The 18,441-nt window shown below is 53.5% G+C and carries 15 protein-coding genes and 4 tRNA genes; 14 read left to right on the forward strand and 5 right to left on the reverse strand.

Annotated elements, in window-relative coordinates; translation table 11 throughout:
* Positions 1-111 precede the first annotated feature (111 nt).
* Together fadD1 and hrpA are read left to right on the forward strand one after the other, a co-directional pair.
* Positions 112-1,797 (forward strand): long-chain-fatty-acid--CoA ligase FadD1, encoded by a 1,686-nt coding sequence (gene fadD1, locus JQR86_RS06180; RefSeq protein ID WP_434154501.1) that lies wholly within the window; start codon positions 112-114, stop codon positions 1,795-1,797.
* A 159-nt stretch (positions 1,798-1,956) separates the two neighbouring features.
* Complete coding sequence (gene hrpA, locus JQR86_RS06185) at positions 1,957-5,985, forward strand: ATP-dependent RNA helicase HrpA (RefSeq protein WP_434154502.1); 4,029 nt, start codon at positions 1,957-1,959, stop codon at positions 5,983-5,985.
* Between the two features lie 47 nt (positions 5,986-6,032).
* Here hrpA and JQR86_RS06190 read toward each other — a convergent pair whose 3' ends face one another.
* Positions 6,033-6,431 (reverse strand): hypothetical protein, encoded by a 399-nt coding sequence (locus tag JQR86_RS06190; protein WP_434154504.1) that lies wholly within the window; start codon positions 6,429-6,431, stop codon positions 6,033-6,035.
* A 255-nt stretch (positions 6,432-6,686) separates the two neighbouring features.
* Positions 6,687-7,088 carry a DUF4878 domain-containing protein gene (locus JQR86_RS06195; protein WP_010795115.1) on the reverse strand — a complete coding sequence of 134 codons (402 nt, stop codon included), beginning with the start codon at positions 7,086-7,088 and terminating at the stop codon, positions 6,687-6,689.
* A gap of 218 nt (positions 7,089-7,306) precedes the next feature.
* On the opposite strand from JQR86_RS06195, the gene JQR86_RS06200 reads away from it, so the two are divergent.
* On the forward strand, positions 7,307-8,626 hold the full coding sequence (locus tag JQR86_RS06200; protein ID WP_434154506.1) for an FAD-dependent oxidoreductase: 1,320 nt from the start codon (positions 7,307-7,309) through the stop codon (positions 8,624-8,626).
* Between the two features lie 87 nt (positions 8,627-8,713).
* A complete protein-coding gene (locus tag JQR86_RS06205; RefSeq protein ID WP_010795113.1) occupies positions 8,714-9,301 on the forward strand; it encodes a LysE family translocator in 588 nt (195 codons plus the stop codon).
* 15 nt (positions 9,302-9,316) lie between these two features.
* Here the strand turns inward: JQR86_RS06205 and JQR86_RS06210 are convergent, their stop codons facing one another.
* A complete protein-coding gene (locus tag JQR86_RS06210; protein WP_010795112.1) occupies positions 9,317-10,147 on the reverse strand; it encodes an AraC family transcriptional regulator in 831 nt (276 codons plus the stop codon).
* A gap of 173 nt (positions 10,148-10,320) precedes the next feature.
* On the opposite strand from JQR86_RS06210, the gene JQR86_RS06215 reads away from it, so the two are divergent.
* Positions 10,321-10,650: a DnaJ family domain-containing protein gene (locus JQR86_RS06215; protein WP_010795111.1), complete on the forward strand. Its 330-nt coding sequence runs from the start codon at positions 10,321-10,323 to the stop codon at positions 10,648-10,650.
* 54 nt (positions 10,651-10,704) lie between these two features.
* Here the strand turns inward: JQR86_RS06215 and JQR86_RS06220 are convergent, their stop codons facing one another.
* Entirely contained in the window at positions 10,705-11,484 is a 780-nt protein-coding gene (locus JQR86_RS06220; RefSeq protein ID WP_407362054.1) for a transporter substrate-binding domain-containing protein, read from the reverse strand.
* 140 nt (positions 11,485-11,624) lie between these two features.
* On the opposite strand from JQR86_RS06220, the gene JQR86_RS06225 reads away from it, so the two are divergent.
* From JQR86_RS06225 to JQR86_RS06235, 3 genes are all read left to right on the forward strand, one after another.
* Entirely contained in the window at positions 11,625-11,801 is a 177-nt protein-coding gene (locus JQR86_RS06225) for a hypothetical protein (protein ID WP_434154508.1), read from the forward strand.
* Positions 11,802-12,130: 329 nt separating this feature from the next.
* A complete protein-coding gene (locus JQR86_RS06230) occupies positions 12,131-13,123 on the forward strand; it encodes a TRAP transporter substrate-binding protein (protein ID WP_167517216.1) in 993 nt (330 codons plus the stop codon).
* A gap of 120 nt (positions 13,124-13,243) precedes the next feature.
* Positions 13,244-13,570: a hypothetical protein gene (locus tag JQR86_RS06235; RefSeq protein WP_019367132.1), complete on the forward strand. Its 327-nt coding sequence runs from the start codon at positions 13,244-13,246 to the stop codon at positions 13,568-13,570.
* 72 nt (positions 13,571-13,642) lie between these two features.
* Here JQR86_RS06235 and JQR86_RS06240 read toward each other — a convergent pair whose 3' ends face one another.
* The gene (locus tag JQR86_RS06240) at positions 13,643-14,917 is read right to left on the reverse strand and encodes a putative porin (RefSeq protein ID WP_074824429.1); all 1,275 of its coding nucleotides are present in this window, start codon (positions 14,915-14,917) and stop codon (positions 13,643-13,645) included.
* Positions 14,918-15,270: 353 nt separating this feature from the next.
* On the opposite strand from JQR86_RS06240, the gene JQR86_RS06245 reads away from it, so the two are divergent.
* The 6 genes from JQR86_RS06245 to JQR86_RS06270 all read left to right on the forward strand — a co-directional run bounded on the left by JQR86_RS06245 (position 15,271) and on the right by JQR86_RS06270 (position 18,436).
* Positions 15,271-16,392 carry a beta-ketoacyl-ACP synthase III gene (locus JQR86_RS06245; RefSeq protein ID WP_434134586.1) on the forward strand — a complete coding sequence of 374 codons (1,122 nt, stop codon included), beginning with the start codon at positions 15,271-15,273 and terminating at the stop codon, positions 16,390-16,392.
* 315 nt (positions 16,393-16,707) lie between these two features.
* A tRNA-Ala gene (locus tag JQR86_RS06250) sits at positions 16,708-16,783 on the forward strand.
* 43 nt (positions 16,784-16,826) lie between these two features.
* A tRNA-Glu gene (locus JQR86_RS06255) sits at positions 16,827-16,902 on the forward strand.
* Positions 16,903-16,937: 35 nt separating this feature from the next.
* Positions 16,938-17,013, forward strand: a tRNA-Ala gene (locus JQR86_RS06260).
* Positions 17,014-17,055: 42 nt separating this feature from the next.
* Positions 17,056-17,131 (forward strand) — tRNA-Glu (locus tag JQR86_RS06265).
* 177 nt (positions 17,132-17,308) lie between these two features.
* Entirely contained in the window at positions 17,309-18,436 is a 1,128-nt protein-coding gene (locus tag JQR86_RS06270; RefSeq protein WP_434154509.1) for a GNAT family N-acetyltransferase, read from the forward strand.
* Positions 18,437-18,441 lie beyond the last annotated feature (5 nt).

Consider the following 18,441-nt stretch of genomic DNA (forward strand, 5'->3'; position numbering starts at 1 on the left):
TTTCGGTGCTGGTGGAGACCTGTCAAAGCTGATAATCTCGGCTCGCCTTCATCGTATGAGTAGGCGATACAATCACAACAAGATCACGTTGTCGCTTAGGAGTGGGCTTCCATGACCCCGAATTTCTGGAAGGACAAATATCCGGACGGTATCGCTTCCGAGATCGACCCTGATCGTTATCCTAATGTCCAGACGGTCCTCAGGGAGTCCTGCGAGCGTTTCGCCGACAAGATTGCCTTCAGTAATTTAGGGCAGATCCTCACGTATCGTGAGCTGTATAGCCTGTCTGGGCAGTTTGCGGCTTATCTTCAGAATCATACCGATCTCAAGCCGGGCGACAGGATCGCCATACAGCTTCCCAATGTTCTGCAATACCCGATTGCCGTCTTTGGTGCCATGCGTGCGGGGCTGATCGTCGTCAATACGAACCCGCTGTATACCGCGCGTGAGATGCAGCACCAATTCAAGGACGCCGGTGCGCTGGCGCTGGTGTGTCTGGCCAACATGGCTCACCTTGCCGAGCAGGTCTTGCCCAATACGCAGATTCGCCATGTCATCATTACGGAAGTAGGTGACATGCTGCCTCCGCTCAAGCGCCTGGTGGTCAATAGCGTAGTCAAATACGTAAAGAAAATGGTCCCGGCCTACCGGTTGCCTCAAGCTGTGAAGTTCACGACTGCACTTGCCAAGGGGCGCCAGGGTGCTCTCAAGGAAAGCCAGCCGCACGGAGATGATGTCGCTGTGCTGCAATACACCGGAGGTACTACAGGTATTGCCAAAGGCGCCATGCTGACGCACCGGAACCTGCTGGCCAATATGCTGCAGTGTCAGGTTCTGATGGCCTCGAATATGAAAGAAGGCCGCGAGATTGTAATCGCGCCGCTGCCGCTGTATCACATCTATGCGTTCACTTTTCATTGCATGGCGATGATGCTTCTGGGCAACCACAACGTGCTGATCACTAATCCACGTGACTTGCCTACAATGATCAAGGACCTGTCCAAGTGGAAGTTCACGGGGTTCGTCGGGCTCAATACGCTATTTGTGGCGTTGTGTAATAATGAGGCCTTCCGCGCCTTGGATTTTTCTGCTCTGAAGGTAACGCTTTCTGGCGGTATGGCCTTGCAGCACGCGGTTGCCGAGCGCTGGGAGCAGGTAACCGGATGTGGCGTCTGTGAAGGGTACGGCATGACCGAGACCAGTCCTGTCGTCAGTGTGAACCCTATCCAGCATCGACGCATTGGCACCATCGGTATCCCGGTACCCTCTACGGACTGTAAGGTAGTGGATGAGGATGGCGTTGCCCAGCCGTTCGGGCAGCCTGGTGAGCTCTGTGTCCAGGGCCCTCAGGTCATGAAGGGGTACTGGAACCGCCCCGAGGCGACTGCCGAGGTATTGAGTCCGGAAGGTTGGCTGCGTACCGGTGATATCGCAGTAATCGATCCAGACGGATATATCCGAATCGTGGATCGTAAAAAGGATATGATTCTGGTTTCCGGATTCAACGTGTATCCGAACGAACTGGAGGATGTACTGGCTCAGCTACCAGGCGTCCTGCAGTGTGCAGCGATTGGCGTGCCGGATGAAAAGGCGGGCGAGCAGATCAAGGTATTCGTTGTACCTAAGCCTGGTGCCTCCCTGACGACCGAGCAGGTGCTCAAGCACATGCACGATAATTTGACAGGCTATAAACGACCCAGGCAGGTCGAGTTCCGAGACAGTCTGCCTACGACAAATGTCGGCAAGATTCTGCGCCGCGAATTGCGTGATGCCGAGCTGAAAAAGCTCAAGGCCTGATCGGCTTTTCCTGCACAGAGCCCCGACTTTCGGGGCTTTGTCGTTTTCGTTTGGGCAAACCTGCGACAATGCCCATCTCTCTCTTTATAAGGTGCCTGAACTGGCGAACCGAGCCAGCCTTTCAGGTTCCTACTTGAAATGGTTGCCATATAGCATTCAATGACTGAGCAAACATCGTCTTTCGAACAACTTTCCAAGCGTCTGAACCAAGCCCTTACTGCCGATCGGCACCGCTTGCGTCGCCAATTGGGTGACCTACGCAAGAAGCCTGATGATGCCCGGCTTGCACAGTGGACAGAGCGCTTTCAGGCCTCCTGCGCCAAAGTGGAGGCGCGTCGTGCCAGTGTGCCGATCATGCGCTATGACGACAACCTGCCCATTGCCGCCAAGCGCGAAGAGATCAAGGCGGCGCTTGAAAAGCATCAAGTAGTCGTGATCGCCGGTGAAACCGGCTCAGGCAAGACCACGCAGTTGCCCAAGATCTGTCTGGAGATCGGTCGAGGTATACACGGACTGATCGGCCATACTCAGCCGCGTCGCCTGGCGGCGCGTAGTGTAGCCAGCCGTGTTGCTGAAGAAATCGGTACTCCCTTGGGGGAGCTGGTAGGTTATCAGGTTCGCTTTGAGGATCAGTCCAATGAGCGCAGCCTGATCAAGCTGATGACTGACGGCATTCTCCTGGCTGAAACCCAGCATGACCGTTACCTTGAGCGCTATGACACGATCATTGTCGATGAGGCGCATGAGCGCAGTCTGAACATCGATTTTCTGCTGGGCTTTCTGAAGACCCTGCTGCCGCGGCGCCCGGATCTCAAGCTGATCATCACGTCAGCGACCATTGATCTTGAGCGCTTCTCCAAACATTTCGGCGATGCCCCCATCGTCGAAGTGTCGGGACGGACCTATCCGGTTGAGACCTGGTATCGTCCTCTGGCCGCAGAAACGGATGAAGATGGCGAACGCCTGGAAGACGATCTGAGTGTTGATCAGGGCATCCTGGCGGCGCTGTATGAGCTGGAAGCCTTCGAGCGCAGCGAGCATAAGCGACCCGGCGACGTATTGGTGTTCCTGCCAGGGGAGCGTGAAATTCGAGATGCAGCCGAAGTGCTGCGCAAGGCCAACCTCAAGCACACGGAAATCCTGCCGCTGTACGCGCGGCTTACGCCAGCCGAACAACAGAAGATTTTTCAGTCCCATCCCGGGCGGCGTGTAGTCCTGGCGACCAACGTGGCTGAAACATCGTTGACTGTGCCGGGTATCCGTTACGTCATTGACAGCGGCACGGCTCGTATCAGCCGCTACAGCTATAGAGCGAAGGTTCAGCGGCTGCCTATCGAGGCGGTTTCCCAAGCCAGTGCCAATCAGCGTAAGGGGCGCTGTGGACGGGTGGAGCCCGGTATCTGCATTCGTTTGTATAGCGAAGAAGACTTTCTTTCACGTCCAGCTTTTACGGACCCTGAGATTCTGCGGACCAATCTGGCCGCGGTCATTCTTCAGATGCTGCACCTGCGGCTAGGTCGGATTGAGGACTTTCCCTTCATCGAGCCACCGGATGGCAAGGCGATCAAGGATGGTTTTACGCTGCTTCAAGAGCTGTCGGCGGTAACGAATCAGGGACAACTGACAGCATTAGGACGGCAACTGGCGCGCCTGCCAATCGATCCTCGCCTAGGCCGCATGCTGCTGGAGGCGGCAGAGCAGGGCAGTCTTTCCGACGTTCTGATTGTAGCCAGTGCATTGTCTGTGCAGGATCCCCGTGATCGCCCGGCGGAGCGTCAGCAGGCTGCCGATCAGGCTCATGCCCAGTGGAAAGATCCAGACTCGGACTTCGGTGCGCTAATCAAGCTGTGGCATGGCTTCGAGGAGCAGCGCCAGGCGCTCGGCTCAAATGCACTTCGCAGCTGGTGCCGCAAAAATTTTCTCAATTACTTGCGCCTGCGTGAATGGCGGGATGCGCACCGTCAGCTCACTCTGATCTGCCGAGAGCTCAAGCTCAAGAGCAAACCTGCCGACGCACAGCCTGTTGTTCAAGTGCCTGTGATCGAAGACAGCTCGCCCTCGACTGACAAGAAAGTCAACACCAAAGCTGCCCTGCAGGCCGAAGCGGCCGAGGCTGCACAGCGGGCGAAAAGTTATGCCTCGGTGCACAAGGCCATTCTGTCAGGTCTCTTAAGCCAAATTGGTAACAGGACTGAAGAGGGCGACTTTCAGGGGGCCCGCCAGCGACGCTTCTGGATTCATCCATCCAGCGTTATTGGCCGCAAGAAGCCAAACTGGGTAATGGCGGCCGAGCTGGTTGAAACGACCAAACTGTTTGCGCGCATGGTAGCCAAGATCGATGCGGATTGGATCGAGCCGCTGGCGCGCCATCTCACCAAGGCTAATTACTTCGAACCACATTGGGAGAAGCGTCGAGGACAGGTAATTGCGTACGAGCAGATTACGCTGTATGGGCTGATCATTGTAGCCAAACGGCCCGTGCATTATGGGCCTATCGACCCTGCCGTTTCTCGTGAGTTGTTTATCCGTGAAGGCTTGGTGAGAGGCGAGATCCAGTCGCGCGCGAAGTGCCTGAGCGCCAACCGCCAACTGCTGGAACGACTTGATGAGTTGGAGGCCAAAGCGCGTCGGCGTGACATTCTTGCCGATGAAGAGACGCTGTTCGAGTATTACTCGGCTCGTTTGCCTGCCGATATTTACCAGACAGCAACCTTTGACAGCTGGTACAAGCGGGAAAGCGCTAAGAACCCGCAGCTGCTGATCATGCGCGAGGAGGATGTGCTCGCCCGTGAGGCCAGCGAGGTTACCGCAGCGCAGTATCCAGATACGTTACGTATCGGCGATCTGCAGCTACCGCTGACTTACGAGTTTGACCCCGCCCAGCCACGCGATGGCGTAACCCTGCGTGTACCGGCGCCCCTGTTGTCACAATTGCCACCGGAGCGACTGGAATGGCTCGTGCCAGGGTTGTTATACGACAAGGCCGTTGCGTTGGTGCGCAACCTGCCCAAGGCGATTCGCAAGAATTTTGTTCCGGTTCCGGATTTCGTCAAGGCAGCATTGAGCAAGATCACCTTTGGACAAGGATCATTATACGAAAGCCTGGGACGTGAGCTGTTACGCATGACCGGAGCGCGGATACCTGAAGATGCCTGGCCGGAGGCTGCCAATCTGCTTGATCGGCATCTTCGAATGAACATCGAGGTTGTCGATGCCAGCGGCAAGTACTTGGGTGAAGGCCGTGACCTCACAGAGCTGACAGCCCGCTTTGCCGAAGCCAGCCAGGCCGCTCTGGCCGTTCCTCAGCAAAAGGCCGAACAGCAAAAGCCTGTTGAGGCTAAAGCCTTTGCAGTCGTCCCACAGCAGGCCCAGCAAAAGATCGCAGGTCTCTCCATGACAGTGTATCCGGCGCTGGTGGAGGAGAACGGTGTAGTCAAGGAGGGCCGGTTCTCTACCCAGTCGGAAGCGGAGTTCCAGCATCGCCGGGCACTACAGCGGCTTTTGTTGCAGCAGTTGAGCGATCAGGTCAAGTTCCTGCGCAATAAGCTGCCTGGGCTGACCGAGCTAGGATTGCTTTATCGAGACTTGGGACGTATCGACTCACTGGTTGAGGATATCCTTCTGGCCAGCCTTGATAGCTGCATTCTGGACGGTGAACAGCCGTTGCCTCGAGAGGGGGCTGCTTTGGCGTCGCTGGCCGAGAAAAAGCGAGGCGGGCTGGCCGAGCATGCCGAGCGTACGGCACGATTGGTGTTGGAGATTCTCAAGCAGTGGCATGCCCTGCAAAAGCGATTCAAAGGCAAGATCGATCTGGCTCAGGCCATGGCGCTCAACGATATCAAGCAACAGCTCAGTGCTCTGGTTTACCCTGGATTTGTTCGTGAAACGCCTCTGCAATGGCTTAAGGAGTATCCGCGCTATCTCAAGGCTGTCGATCAGCGTCTGGACAAGGTGGGGTCTCAGGTTCAGCGGGATCGGGTCTGGACGAGCGAATTAACGGGTTACTGGGAGCAATACAAGGCTAGGGCAACCAAGCATGCTCAAGAGGGCAAGCATGATGAGAATCTGGTCTTGTATCGATGGATGCTGGAGGAGTATCGAGTGTCGCTGTTTGCTCAGCAGCTGGGTACGCAGATGCCTGTCTCCGACAAGCGCCTCAGCAAGCAATGGCAGTCCGTAGAGGCATAAGGGCTTACGGTAAGAGTAGGGTTGAGTTGCTCAACCCTGCTTGCCTGTTATTGGCGGTAAATCCATTCAAGTCCGGGATAATCCGCGAATGCCTGAGGAAAAAGATAGTCACCTCGGAAAACTGGGACATCCAGACTTGTCCAGCGGGGCGCGAAAGAGGGTAGTTGAGTAGCAATCGCTTCAGCCAATAGTGTTGTGCAATAAAGATGGGGCTTGTCGCGCGGTTCGAGCACAAAGGTTCGTCCCAAAGTACTTTTCAGATACTGCGCAATGCGTTCCTTTTGTTCAGGATTCAAAAAAGTCGGCCGTGCTACTGCGAAATGCCTTGCCATGTCTGGCTTTAGAAACTCATCTAAAGGCGTAAGCAGGACTTGGTTTGGATGTGCAGGATCATCGTCTGTTGTGGCATGAACGATCAGGACCGTAGGTGTTGTGGCGACAACCATGCCTACGTGGGAAAACCTGCTACCACTTACCTGTTCTACGATTCGACTGTCTGTTGATGTTCCCAGTCGAAACAGCCAGTGACGACGGGCTCAGGCACTGCCCAGGTAGGGTAGGTAATGCCTGAGGCTGGCGGCCTTCGTAGGCCGTTATTGCCAGGCCCATGCACAGCAGGGCTGTTAGAGCCCAACGACACAAACTGTTCATCTGTCGAATAGCAAAAGGCTTTATCCGATGTGGACAAAGCCCTCGTCCAATCAGATCTTGATCTTCCAGTCGCCGTCGCTCTGAATTAGATGAGTGTGTTCAGTACGGGTTTCGCCGTCTTTTTTGAAAGTAACCGTTACGCTGACATCGGCGCGTGTCTTGTCATCGTTATAGGTTGTTTTTTCGGCTTTTATACTCTTGACGCCACCCAGTGATTCGGCCTGTTTAGCCCTTTCCGTAAGCAGCATCTGAAACTTGCCACGTACAAAGTCCTTTGCGTTCGCATCCGCATCCTTGGGTACATCGATCAGATCCATCATGGTGTCGAGGTCTTGGGTGTAAGCCGCTTTTATGAAGCGCTCCGCAACGCTTTCCGGGGTGTTGGCACCAGAGCAGGCGACCAGGAAGGAGGCAACAAAAATCAGGGCGAACCATTTCTTGATAAGAAACATATGAAATCCTTTTCGTAAATCAGTAGCGGGAAATCCAGGGCGGCGGATTTTACTTAATCACATCTGTATTAGGTGAGAGCTAATCGTGATTTAGCCGTGCTCCACCAATGTGTGGATACATAAAAAGCGATTTGCGGACAATCAAGGCTGCCAGCCTGCTCACTCGTCGCTATTCGAGAGACGTAGAATGTACCTCAGCCAATAACAGGAGTATGGCTATGGAGAAGGTGGCAATAGGGATCGTTGGGGCAGGTACCGCAGGTTTGGCTACGGCTACTTTCCTGGCCCGCAGGGGTTATCAGGTCAGGCTGTTCGAACGTGTACCTGAGTTGCGGACGGTTGGTGCAGGCATTCTATTGCAACCTTCGGGGTTGGCAGTGTTACACACGTTGGGCGTGCTGACCGAATGTACTGCTCTAGGTGCGCCAGTCAGCCGCCTCTACGGAACATCCATGCAGGGCAAACGCGTCGTTCTGGATACCCGTTATGATGCTTGGAGGCCAGGTAGTTTTGGATTGGGTATTCATCGCGGCGTCCTGATGACTTCCTTACTGAACGCTGCGCGATATGCAGGCGTCAGTATAGAAACCAGCAGTGACATCACCCGTTTTCATCAAACATCAAGTCACGTCCAGCTTTTTCATCGAGACGCACAGGGCAACGAGAGCTTGTTAGGTGATTTTGCTGCGTTGATTCTGGCAGACGGAACACGTTCGGCATTACGTGGGCAGATGGCTGTTAAACAACATGTCAAACCCTACCCATGGGGTGCGTTGTGGAGCATGGTCTCGACGCCAGCACACGCGGACTCTACAGAGTTACGCCAATGGTACAGACACTGTTCTGAGATGTTCGGAATCATGCCTACAGGCTGTACGCATCAAAAACGCGATGCCCAGCTGAGCAGCCTGTTCTGGAGTCTGCCCGTCATCGATTATCCCCAATGGCAGACAGCGGGTCTGGATAGCTGGAAAAGGCAGGTTGTGAAATTGGCTGGCGAAACCGCAAGGCCTTTCTTGCAACACATTAATCAATCAGAGCAACTAGCATTTGCCGCTTACGCAGATGTCTGGATGCAACGCTGGAGTGATGGGCGAGTACTGGCTATCGGTGATTGCGCACATGCAATGAGTCCTCAATTGGGTCAGGGTGCAAACATGGCGTTGGTCGATGCCGCTGCGCTGGCCGATGCCGTAGATATGTCGATGCCCTCCCGAGACCACTGGCCAACTGTCTTTGAGGCCTATAGTGTCGCCCGCCGTGAGCATTTACGTTATTACCGGCAAGCCAGCCGTTTTCTGACTCCACTGTTTCAGTCGCATAGCAAGGCCCTTGGTTGGTTGCGTGACAGTGCCTTGTTTTTAGCCCGTCACAATGTATTTGGACGCAGGCATGCGGTTACTACCTTGGTAGGCGCTCGAACAGGATGGCTACTGTCGACTAGACGAGAAGAGACGCTTTATCACTGGGACGCCCAGCAAGATAAGACTTGGGGCTGGAGTAATAATGAAATATCCGGCTCTGAATTGATTCACTAGGTCTTCAGTAGAAGGGTAATTTTATTCAATACCACATGAGGCTGGAGAAATATGGTGTCTGTTCCTTGAACACATGAGCAGACATCAATGGACGTGTTGTTTTCCATGGCCGGCTTCGCTCTGGCTTCTTCTATTTCACCTGGTCCCGTCAATCTTGTAGCCCTAAGTTCGGGAGCCTGTTATGGCTTTCGTAAGAGCCTTAGGCACGTCACAGGAGCAACGACCGGCTTTACAGCACTTCTTTTGCTTATTGGTCTGGGATTGTACGAAGTGCTGGCCCGCATCCCGGAACTGATCAAGCTCATTCAATGGAGTGGCGTTGCCTTTCTTTTTTATATGGCCTACCAGCTTGCAATGGATGATGGGGTGCTGGATATAAAAGAGGAAGGTTCTGGCCCCTCAATGATGCGCGGCGCGCTGATGCAATGGCTGAACCCTAAAGCCTGGCTGGCCTCGTTGGCAGGTATGGGGCTTTTCGTTGCCGATGGCAATACGGTCATGGTCTGGACGTTTGCCATCCTCTACTTCGTGGTTTGCTATGGCTCGGTTGCCTGCTGGGCATTTACCGGTAGTTTTCTGCGCCGTTATGTGCAAAAACCAAGTCGTGTTCGGTTCCTGAATCGGATGATGGCAGGGTTGCTGGTCGCCAGTGCCTTTTACCTTTTACAAGGTTAATGAGGAAGGCAAATGTCAGCCGCGATAGTGCCCAGGCGTAGCAGCCAGGTGCCGTTTGAAAGTGCGCTGGAAGTGAGCCTGGTCAGCGAAACCGGTTGCCATCGCCACGTCAGCAAGACTGTGTCCTTGCCGAAGCCATTGGCGGCTGAGCTGGATACGTCGGTTGATCAAGTAGGCATGGGGCGTCAAGCCATAGTGATCCTTGAACGCCCTGATGAGATAGGACGCCGATAATTCCGCCGCGGTGGCGATGTCATCCAGGGTCAGCGGTTCAGCGCAGTGCTCACGGATAAAGTCGGCGGCTCGCTTAAGGTGTACATGGGGTATTTCTGGAGCTTTAGCGGGGCGCGTCGAAAGCGATCGTTGCAGCTGGAGAAAAAAGTCGAGGGTTGCGCTGTGCTTGTAAAGCCTGTCGTTACATGGTGATGTCAGTGTTTCATGCAGCCTGACGAGTCCTGTGTGTAGGGCAGGTACGCGCGTATGGATGACATCAAACGGCACGAATGAGTCCTGCGTGCTATATCCCGACTCCGTCTGTAGCCTGCCCAGCCACTGCGTATCGATATAAAACATTTGATAGGCCCAGTGTTCGCCCTTGACGGGATTACAGGCATGTACCGTCTCAGGATTCACTATCACAACGGAGCCCTGGCTTATCTGGGTTTGGCTTCGGGCATTGAGGTAGTGACTTCGACCCGCCGTAATGGCCCCGATGGAGAAAGTGTCATGCGTATGCTTGGCATGACTTACCTGACGACCATCATTGACTGTACGAATCTCGATGAACGGCAGTGCGTCGTCGCGCCAGAATCGGGAGTTTAGGCATTGTGCGGCTGCAAAATTCACGCGGGACCTCAGGCGGTAGTCGGCAGCTTATGACTATAGCGCTTCTGGTAATGCTATGAGGTTCTGTTAGAGCAACTAAAGAACTTCATTCTGTCGGCTGTACTGCCGAGCATTAAGCATCGGAGGCGCCTAATCGCTCTATAGAGGTATGGCAGTTTAATCCAGGAGTCGTTATGAGCACACTGGAGCAAGAAATCGAACGCAGGATTGCGCGAGAGGTGGCAGCCTGGCAGAAACAGGTGAAGGGCAAGGGCGAGCCAACCAAAATCGATGAAGGATGGCTACAAACACCTGAAGGGCTTCGAATGCCGTTTCGTGTCCTGAAGAATGCGGGCATTCCCCCTCAAGAGATTGAGCTCTTTAATCAGCGTGCCCGTTTGAAGGAGGAAATCAGCAATACCCAGGATACAGCCCTGCGAACGCAACTATTAAAAAAGCTCAGTGCATTGGAGCAGGTGCTTGCCTTTCGCCTGGAAAAGCTCAGGCAAATGGGAAGAGGTTGAAGTCTCCAGAGGCTGTGGAGCAGGCCGGCCGATAGCGTACTGCTCCACAATATTTTAGGCGTCAGGCTTGGCCAGCCAATGATCTACGGTTTTCTGATATTCACCAGTTGCTTTGTAGAGGTGAAGCCACTGATCGATATAGGCTTTCCAGGCGACATCATCCCTGGGCAGCAGAAAAGCCTTTTCACTGTACTGCATGGGCTTATCTGGATTAACTGCGCACAGGGAGGGGTAGCGTTTCTGTTGAAACAATGCCTCCGAGGCGTCAGTAATCATGACGTCGGCTTCCTTGCTGACAAGTTTTTCAAAAATCGTGACGTTATCCTTGAAGAGGCTCAGCTGGGCTTGCGGTAACTCGCGGTGAGCAAACGCTTCGTTGGTACCACCTGGCGGCTCTATCAAGCGGACCGAGGGCTGGTTGATCTGCTCAATGGTTTCAAAGCGTTTGGCATCATCACAGCGAACCAGAGGGATCTTTCCATCCACCGTAATGGCGTCACTGAAAAAGGCTTTTTTCTGACGCTCGAGGGAAATCGATACGCCTCCTACCGATATATCGCAGCGGCCCTCCAGAAAGTCCGGCATTAACGTCTTCCAACTGGTTTTTACCCACTCGACGTCAGCGCCAAGGCTTTTGGCCAGTGCCTCGGCCATCGTGATCTCAATTCCTTCGTACACGCCATCGTCACGGAGAAAGGTGTACGGCTTGTAGTCGCCTGTGGTGCAAACGCGAAGTGTCTTTTTTTGTATAACCGTATCAAGGTGCGAGGTGCTGTCTGCTGCGTAGACGTTGGTGGCCGCCATAAGCAGTCCTGCTACCGCAAATGCCTTCATGGTCACGATCCTTTTTATTGTCGTTTTTGATACCGCTCACGCTACCCGAGCGACAAACCGATTCACAAGGGTTTCCTGTGTCGAACTGGCCGGTATGAGGCAGGTCCACCGTTGGTAGGCATACTTATGAGGACATGACCATGCATCTTATTGAGTCAAATGTATTCGAAACACGCGCCATGCCATTTCACTTCGTCGGAAAGGAAGACGGCACCTCGATAGAAAATGTGCCTGGTGGCAGTTATGACGTGGATGAAGATTTCATCGAGTCAGTGGGCGATGAAAATCAAATGGACGAGAGTGAGGAAGAGCGCTAAAGCCCATCGTCCTCAACATTCCGAGTCGAGCTGTTGAGGACGTTTCGCACAGTCTTCTTTCCTTATAAGGGCCACTATCAAATGCATGAGTCATTACGATAAGGCCAGCTTTTTGCATCATGATTGGCAGACGGTTATCGACTAGGGATCGGAACGGTCTGCTTAATCATTGGGGAGCTTTTTGTCGCGACAGGCCACGGGTAAACAAGACCAAAACGGTCACAAAAGAAAAATAAATGTCAGTGAACAGATTTTGGATCTTTTATGCCGATTACCCATCCTTGCGTAATAAGAAACATGCCCCTTTCACGGAGTTAGAAGGGAAGACTATGTTCAAGTTTGTCGCTACGACACTGTTTGCGGCATCACTCGCTGTTGCTTATGTCACTCCGGCAGTAGCCGAAGAGCCCATTGTTATCAAATTTTCGCATGTCGTAACGGACGATACGCCTAAAGGGAAGGGTGCTCGTCTATTCCAGAAGCTTGTTCAGGAGCGTCTGGCAGGCAAAGTGAAAATCGAGGTCTATCCGAACTCGACATTGTACGGCGATGCCGATGAGCTCGACGCCCTGCAGCGTAACGAAGTTCAGATGCTGGCGCCTTCGGTCTCCAAATTCGACCAATACACCAAGCAGCTCGAAATTTTTGATATGCCGTTCCTGTTCGATGACCTTGAGGCCGTCAAGCGCTTCGAGAAGCGGGACAAAAGTCGTGAGCTTCTAGGCTCCATGGCTGGCCAGGGCATTTATGGACTGGCGTTCTGGAATAACGGCATGAAGCAGTTTTCTGCCAATCGCGAGCTACGCAAGCCAGCGGACGCGCACGGACTGGCGTTCCGAATTCAGGCTTCCAATCTGCTGGAGGATCAGTTCAAGCAGATCGGAGCATCGGCACTGAAACTGCCATTCAGCCAGTCCTTCAAGGCTCTCCAGAGTGGGCAGGTACAGGGTACGGAAAACACTTGGTCTAACCTTTACAGCCAAAAGCTCAACACCGTTCAGCCATACATTACTGAAAGCAATCATGGCGTGCTGGTGTATATGCTGATCACTAACTCGAAGTTCTGGAACTCGCTGCCCTTTGGCGTCCGCACTCAGCTTGAGCAGATTTCTGACGAAGTGACGCAGTTTGTTAATAAGGAAGCTGAGGCGATTAATAACAAGGATCGTGACAACATTTTGGGCTCAGGTACCAGCAAGCTGGTTACGTTGACGCCATCCGAGCGGCAGGCATGGAGGGAGGCGATGCAGCCATTGGTGAAGAAATACGAGCCTGAGATTGGAGCCGATGTCATTCGAGCGGCACAGCTCGTCAATCGGTGATACCCGACACATAGTTGGCTGTATCTCCCAACCTTGCGCCAGGCAGGGTTGGGAGACTTCAAAAATGAACGGTGCGCTCACTTCGGTGCCCAAACGTATAGGTCCTTATGGGGAAACACTATGCGTAAAATCATTTCGTTCGTTTTTGCTGCCTCGATAATGCCGGCAGTGTGCCTGGCTCAAGGCCTTGAGCTTGACCAGGATGTAGGGGATCTCAATATTCTGGCTGAGTCTTCCAGTCAGGAATTACCTAATGATGCGCCTCAGACCATCACGTTAACCAATAACGAAAAGACGCCAGTCAAATGCTGGTTACAGGCACATGGGCCCAAGGATAGCGAACAGGAAGAGCCTGTAATTGAGCCGGGCAAGTCGGCAACACTGCGTATGCCGGGCAAGTCAGCCGAGACGCCGACCAAGGCCAAGCTGGTATGTCGCAAGCAGTAATTTTTTCTCATTATAAAAAACAAGCGCCATTTTCAGGCGCTTGTTTGCTACGAAAAGCCAGAAGCTGATGGCTTAGAACTTGGCTTCAAGATCCAATTGCAAGGTATCAACGTCAGCATCACGCTTGGTGCGGCTGGCAAAGTCAGACTTGGCCATGTAGTAGGTCGCGCCAAGACCAAAGTTCTTGTCGATATCGTAGCTGACCTTGAACTTGTGCCCACGAGAGCCGACATAGCCGTTGGCAAAGTCGGAGTCAGTAAACGCACCCACTACGGCGTTACGCTGAACGTCGCGATAGTTGTAATCGAAGCCAATACCGTAAGCCTTGGTTTTCAGGCCTGCCAACCAGGCGGTGTCGTTATCGTCGGCCTCGCTGTTAACAACATACTGGCCGTATAGCGACAATGGAATGGCCAAGCCACCAATATCGACTTGACCAAAGCCTTCATACAGGTTGAATTCGTTGGTCGTGTTGCCGTTCGCTTGCAGGGCACAGGGCGTCGTTGTGCTGTTGCCGCACGTGCTGTCCTTGTCCTTGTCGTAACCGTAGATACTCCCACCGACAGTTACCTTTAGGTTGTCGGTAGGCGCAAAGCGGGCACCCAGCTGACCGGCATACAGGCGCAAATCATGCTTGAACTCGTACCCTTCGCCATCAACGTTATCTTTCAGGACGTAGTAGCCGGCGCTGCCAAACAGCTCGGTTGATCCACCCAGGGGATACTTGTAGGTTGCGGCCAAGCCTTCAGGGTTGATGTCACCATCCCAGATGACATCACCCATGCTTACCCAGGGCTGGAGCATCTTGCCACCAATGACGTGCAAATTGGGGACAGCTGTGGGATGAAAGTCGATATACGCCAGGTCCATCCAGATCTGCTTCTTGTTGAAGTAGTTAGTCATGTCCTGGTTTGTGGAGCGTGCATCATCGCCACCGCCTGATGCTACGCGAATACCAGCATCGACCTGAGGATTGATCTGGCTGTAGACACCAAGTCGAGCGCGGATTCGCTGACGATCCCGATCACGACCATTGTCCGGTTCGCCATCTATATCGATATTCTCGTGACGTACGCGTACGTCGCCTTTGATCTGGGTTTTCGCTGCCCAGGCCAGTTTTTCTTCAAACGAGGATAGTTTCTGCTGCTGAGCAACCTTCGCCTGTTCTGCGCGCGTCTCGTTATCCAGATCGGCTTTCAATTCAGTGTACTGAGCCGGAGTAATCGAGCCGTTGGCTCTCAACATATCCAGTAGCTTGGCGTCAACCGCCGCATGGGCAGGAATGCTCATAGCCAATAGAAGGCCGCCACAAAGACCTGAGGCTGTTCCTACTGAAAAAAGACGCATATCTCAATCTCCGTATTTTATAAGGGCGACGTGCGTCACCGCTGAACGAGTCGGCTTTCAGGGCCGCTCCAGTGATCGACTCAGGTCGATTCGAAAGCGGCGCCAGTATTACCGCCGCTCATGACGGGTCGGTTACAGATTGGTTTTAGAGCGATGAAGAAAAAATGAAAAACTAAATATCGTTAGCGTTCTTCATGTTCTCTCTGGTGAGGAAGCCGACTTGTGAGGGAGATAGGCGCTGAGGCGGAAAGTCAGCAAAAAACATCTATCCAGGCAGCCTGATAAGCCAATAGGGTTTGGCCTGGATTTGCGGCACAATAGTGGCTTATTTTATAAAAATCAGAGGAATGATCGTGCATCAGGCAGTCATTAGCGGTACCGGCCTGTATACCCCGCCGAACAGCATCTCCAATGACGAGTTGGTCGCTTCCTTCAATGCCTATGTTCATCAGTACAATACGGAACATGCCGACGCGATAGCACGAGGCGAGCAAGAGGCCAAGCAGGAATCCAGCTCGGCCTTTATTGAAAAGGCGTCAGGAATCAAGAGCCGTTATGTCATCGACAAGGATGGGATTCTAGATCCTGCCCGCATGGTGCCTCGTATTCCTGAGCGCAGTAATGATCAATGGTCTGTACTGTGTGAGATGAGCGTGAGCGCGGCGCGGGAAGCCTTGGAGCGAGCAGGGAAGACGCCAGCAGACATTGATGGGGTTATCGTAGCCTGCTCCAACCTGCAACGACCTTATCCTGCGGTCGCCATTGAAGTGCAGGCGGCGCTTGGCATCAATGGATTTGGTTTTGATATGAACGTGGCATGCTCATCGGCTACGTTTGGACTGCAGGCAGCTGCCAATAGCGTACAACTCGGGCAGGCACGCGCGATTTTGCTGGTGGATCCCGAAATCTGTACCGGTCATTTGAATTTCAGAGACCGAGATAGTCACTTCATTTTTGGCGATGCGGCTACCGCCATGATCATCGAGCGGGCTGATCTGGCAGCGTCTCCTCATCAGTTCGATATTCTGGGGACCAAGCTGCTGACTCAGTTCTCCAACAATATCCGTAACAATTTTGGTTTTCTCAACCGCGCTGCGGAAGAGGGGATGAGTAATCCAGATAAGTTGTTTGTTCAGGAAGGGCGCAAGGTATTCAAGGAAGTATGCCCCATGGTGGCCGATTTGATCGCCGAGCATCTGGCCGAACTGAACATTCCGGTCGAGCAGGTGCGGCGGTTTTGGTTACACCAGGCCAATCTGAATATGAATCAGTTGATCGTTCGAAAGCTGCTTGGGCGTGACGCTGAGCCGCATGAAGCGCCTGTCATTCTGGATACCTATGCCAATACCAGCTCCGCAGGCTCGGTGATTGCGCTTCACCTGAATCAGGATGACCTGACGGCAGGTGACCTTGGAGTACTCAGCTCCTTCGGCGCTGGTTACTCCATTGGCTCCGTGGTGCTACGCAAGCGCTGAGCATCAGCGCGGCAGGCGGCGTCATCAGCCTGTCATGCAGCTGAGGTAAATAGCTCACCTGACTGTCAGCGCGCTGCTGACGGGCTAGCGCAAGTTCATTAGTTCTTTTTGCCCCGCTTGTCGGGGCTTTTTTATGAGCTAAAGAAATGCCGTTTCTGTCCGATCTATACGGATATACGCATAGACAGGGCGAGCTTCGTAAAGAGCCGGTTCGATCATAAGTATTTGTGTATTCAGCAAAATATTTTAAAAGAATGCATAAATATCGTTGACACAAACACCAGGGCCTCTTAAGATTCGCACCGTCTTGGCGACGGGGCTATAGCTCAGCTGGGAGAGCGCTTGCATGGCATGCAAGAGGTCGACGGTTCGATCCCGTCTAGCTCCACCAAATTCCCAGAATCAGCCAATGGCTGGTTTTAATCGAAGGTTTCGTCCCCTTCGTCTAGTGGCCTAGGACACCGCCCTTTCACGGCGGTAACAGGGGTTCGAGTCCCCTAGGGGACGCCATATATAGCTACTTGTCTAAAGTGGCACTGTGTTACGGGGCTATAGCTCAGCTGGGAGAGCGCTTGCATGGCATGCAAGAGGTCGACGGTTCGATCCCGTCTAGCTCCACCAAATTTCTAGGGCCAGCAAGTGCTGGTTTCAATCGAAGGTTTTGTCCCCTTCGTCTAGTGGCCTAGGACACCGCCCTTTCACGGCGGTAACAGGGGTTCGAGTCCCCTAGGGGACGCCATCTTTATAAAACCGCCTTTATAGGCGGTTTTTTTTCGCCTGCAATTTTGTCCTTTTAGCGGTCATATCAGCCGTACGAGGCTGACTGACGAATAAACCTGTTTAAGCAGACTAAACAATAGGTCACTATTCGAATCAGGTCTTGCCCGATAGGCCAGTGAATCAACAGGGGATATCAGTGATTATCGAGCGGCTAGATAACCTGTCCGAGCTGCCTGCGCAGGCGTGGAATGCGCTGTTACCGGATAACCAGCCGTTTATGCGGCATGAATTTCTACATGCTCTGGAGATCAGTGGAAGCGTAGGGCGTCGTACAGGCTGGAAGCCTGCGCACTATATTGTGCGTGATCTAGAGGGTACGTTGAGAGCGGCCATGCCTGCCTACATAAAGTACCACTCCTATGGAGAGTACGTATTTGATTGGGCCTGGGCTGATGCCTGCCACCGTGCGGGTATTGATTATTACCCGAAGCTTCTTGGCGCTGTTCCCTTTTCCCCGGTAGGAGGCGCTCGTCTGCTAGGGGAGCGTACAGCTTGTGAGGAGCTACTGCATGTAGTGACCAGCAAGCTGGAGGGCCGCGGACTTTCGAGTTTGCATGTCAATTTTACCAACGAAGCGACAGATCACTTGTTGACTGATCGGGAAGGCTGGCTCGAACGGCTTGGGTGTCAGTTTCATTGGCACAACAGAGGGTATCGGGATTTTCAGGACTTCCTGGATGCGCTGGCGTCACGTAAGCGCAAGCAGCTTCGCAAGGAGCGTGAGCAAGTTGCAGGGCAGGGTATCGATTTTGAATGGCGAAAGGGCGGGTCGCTTACTGAGCAGGAGTGGGATTTTGTCTATGCCTGTTATGCCAATACGTACGCCGTAAGAGGACAGGATCCCTACCTGACCCGTGAGTTCTTCAGCGAACTGGCTGAGCGCATGCCTGAGGCCATTCGCGTTGTCCTGGCTCGTCAGGAGAGCCGACCTGTGGCCATGGCATTTTACCTGTGCGATGAAAAGACTCTTTACGGACGTTACTGGGGCTGTCTGGCCGAGTTTGACCGGCTGCATTTTGAGACATGTTTCTATCAGGGGATTGATCATGCCATTAGTGAAGGGCTGACCCGCTTTGATGCGGGCGCGCAAGGAGAGCACAAGCTGGTTCGGGGGTTTGAGCCGGTCTTTACCCATTCATGGCACTATCTGGTACATCCTGGGCTTCGTGAGGCCGTGAGCGGGTTCCTGGATCAGGAGCGCGAAGACATCAAGCGTTATGCGCAGGCCGCTACAGACGCATTGCCGTTCCGCCAGGACAGCTAAGTGTA

Origin of the sequence: Pseudomonas sp. JZ134, from assembly GCF_051027695.1 — a bacterium.
Classification (GTDB): domain Bacteria; phylum Pseudomonadota; class Gammaproteobacteria; order Pseudomonadales; family Pseudomonadaceae; genus Chryseomonas; species Chryseomonas luteola.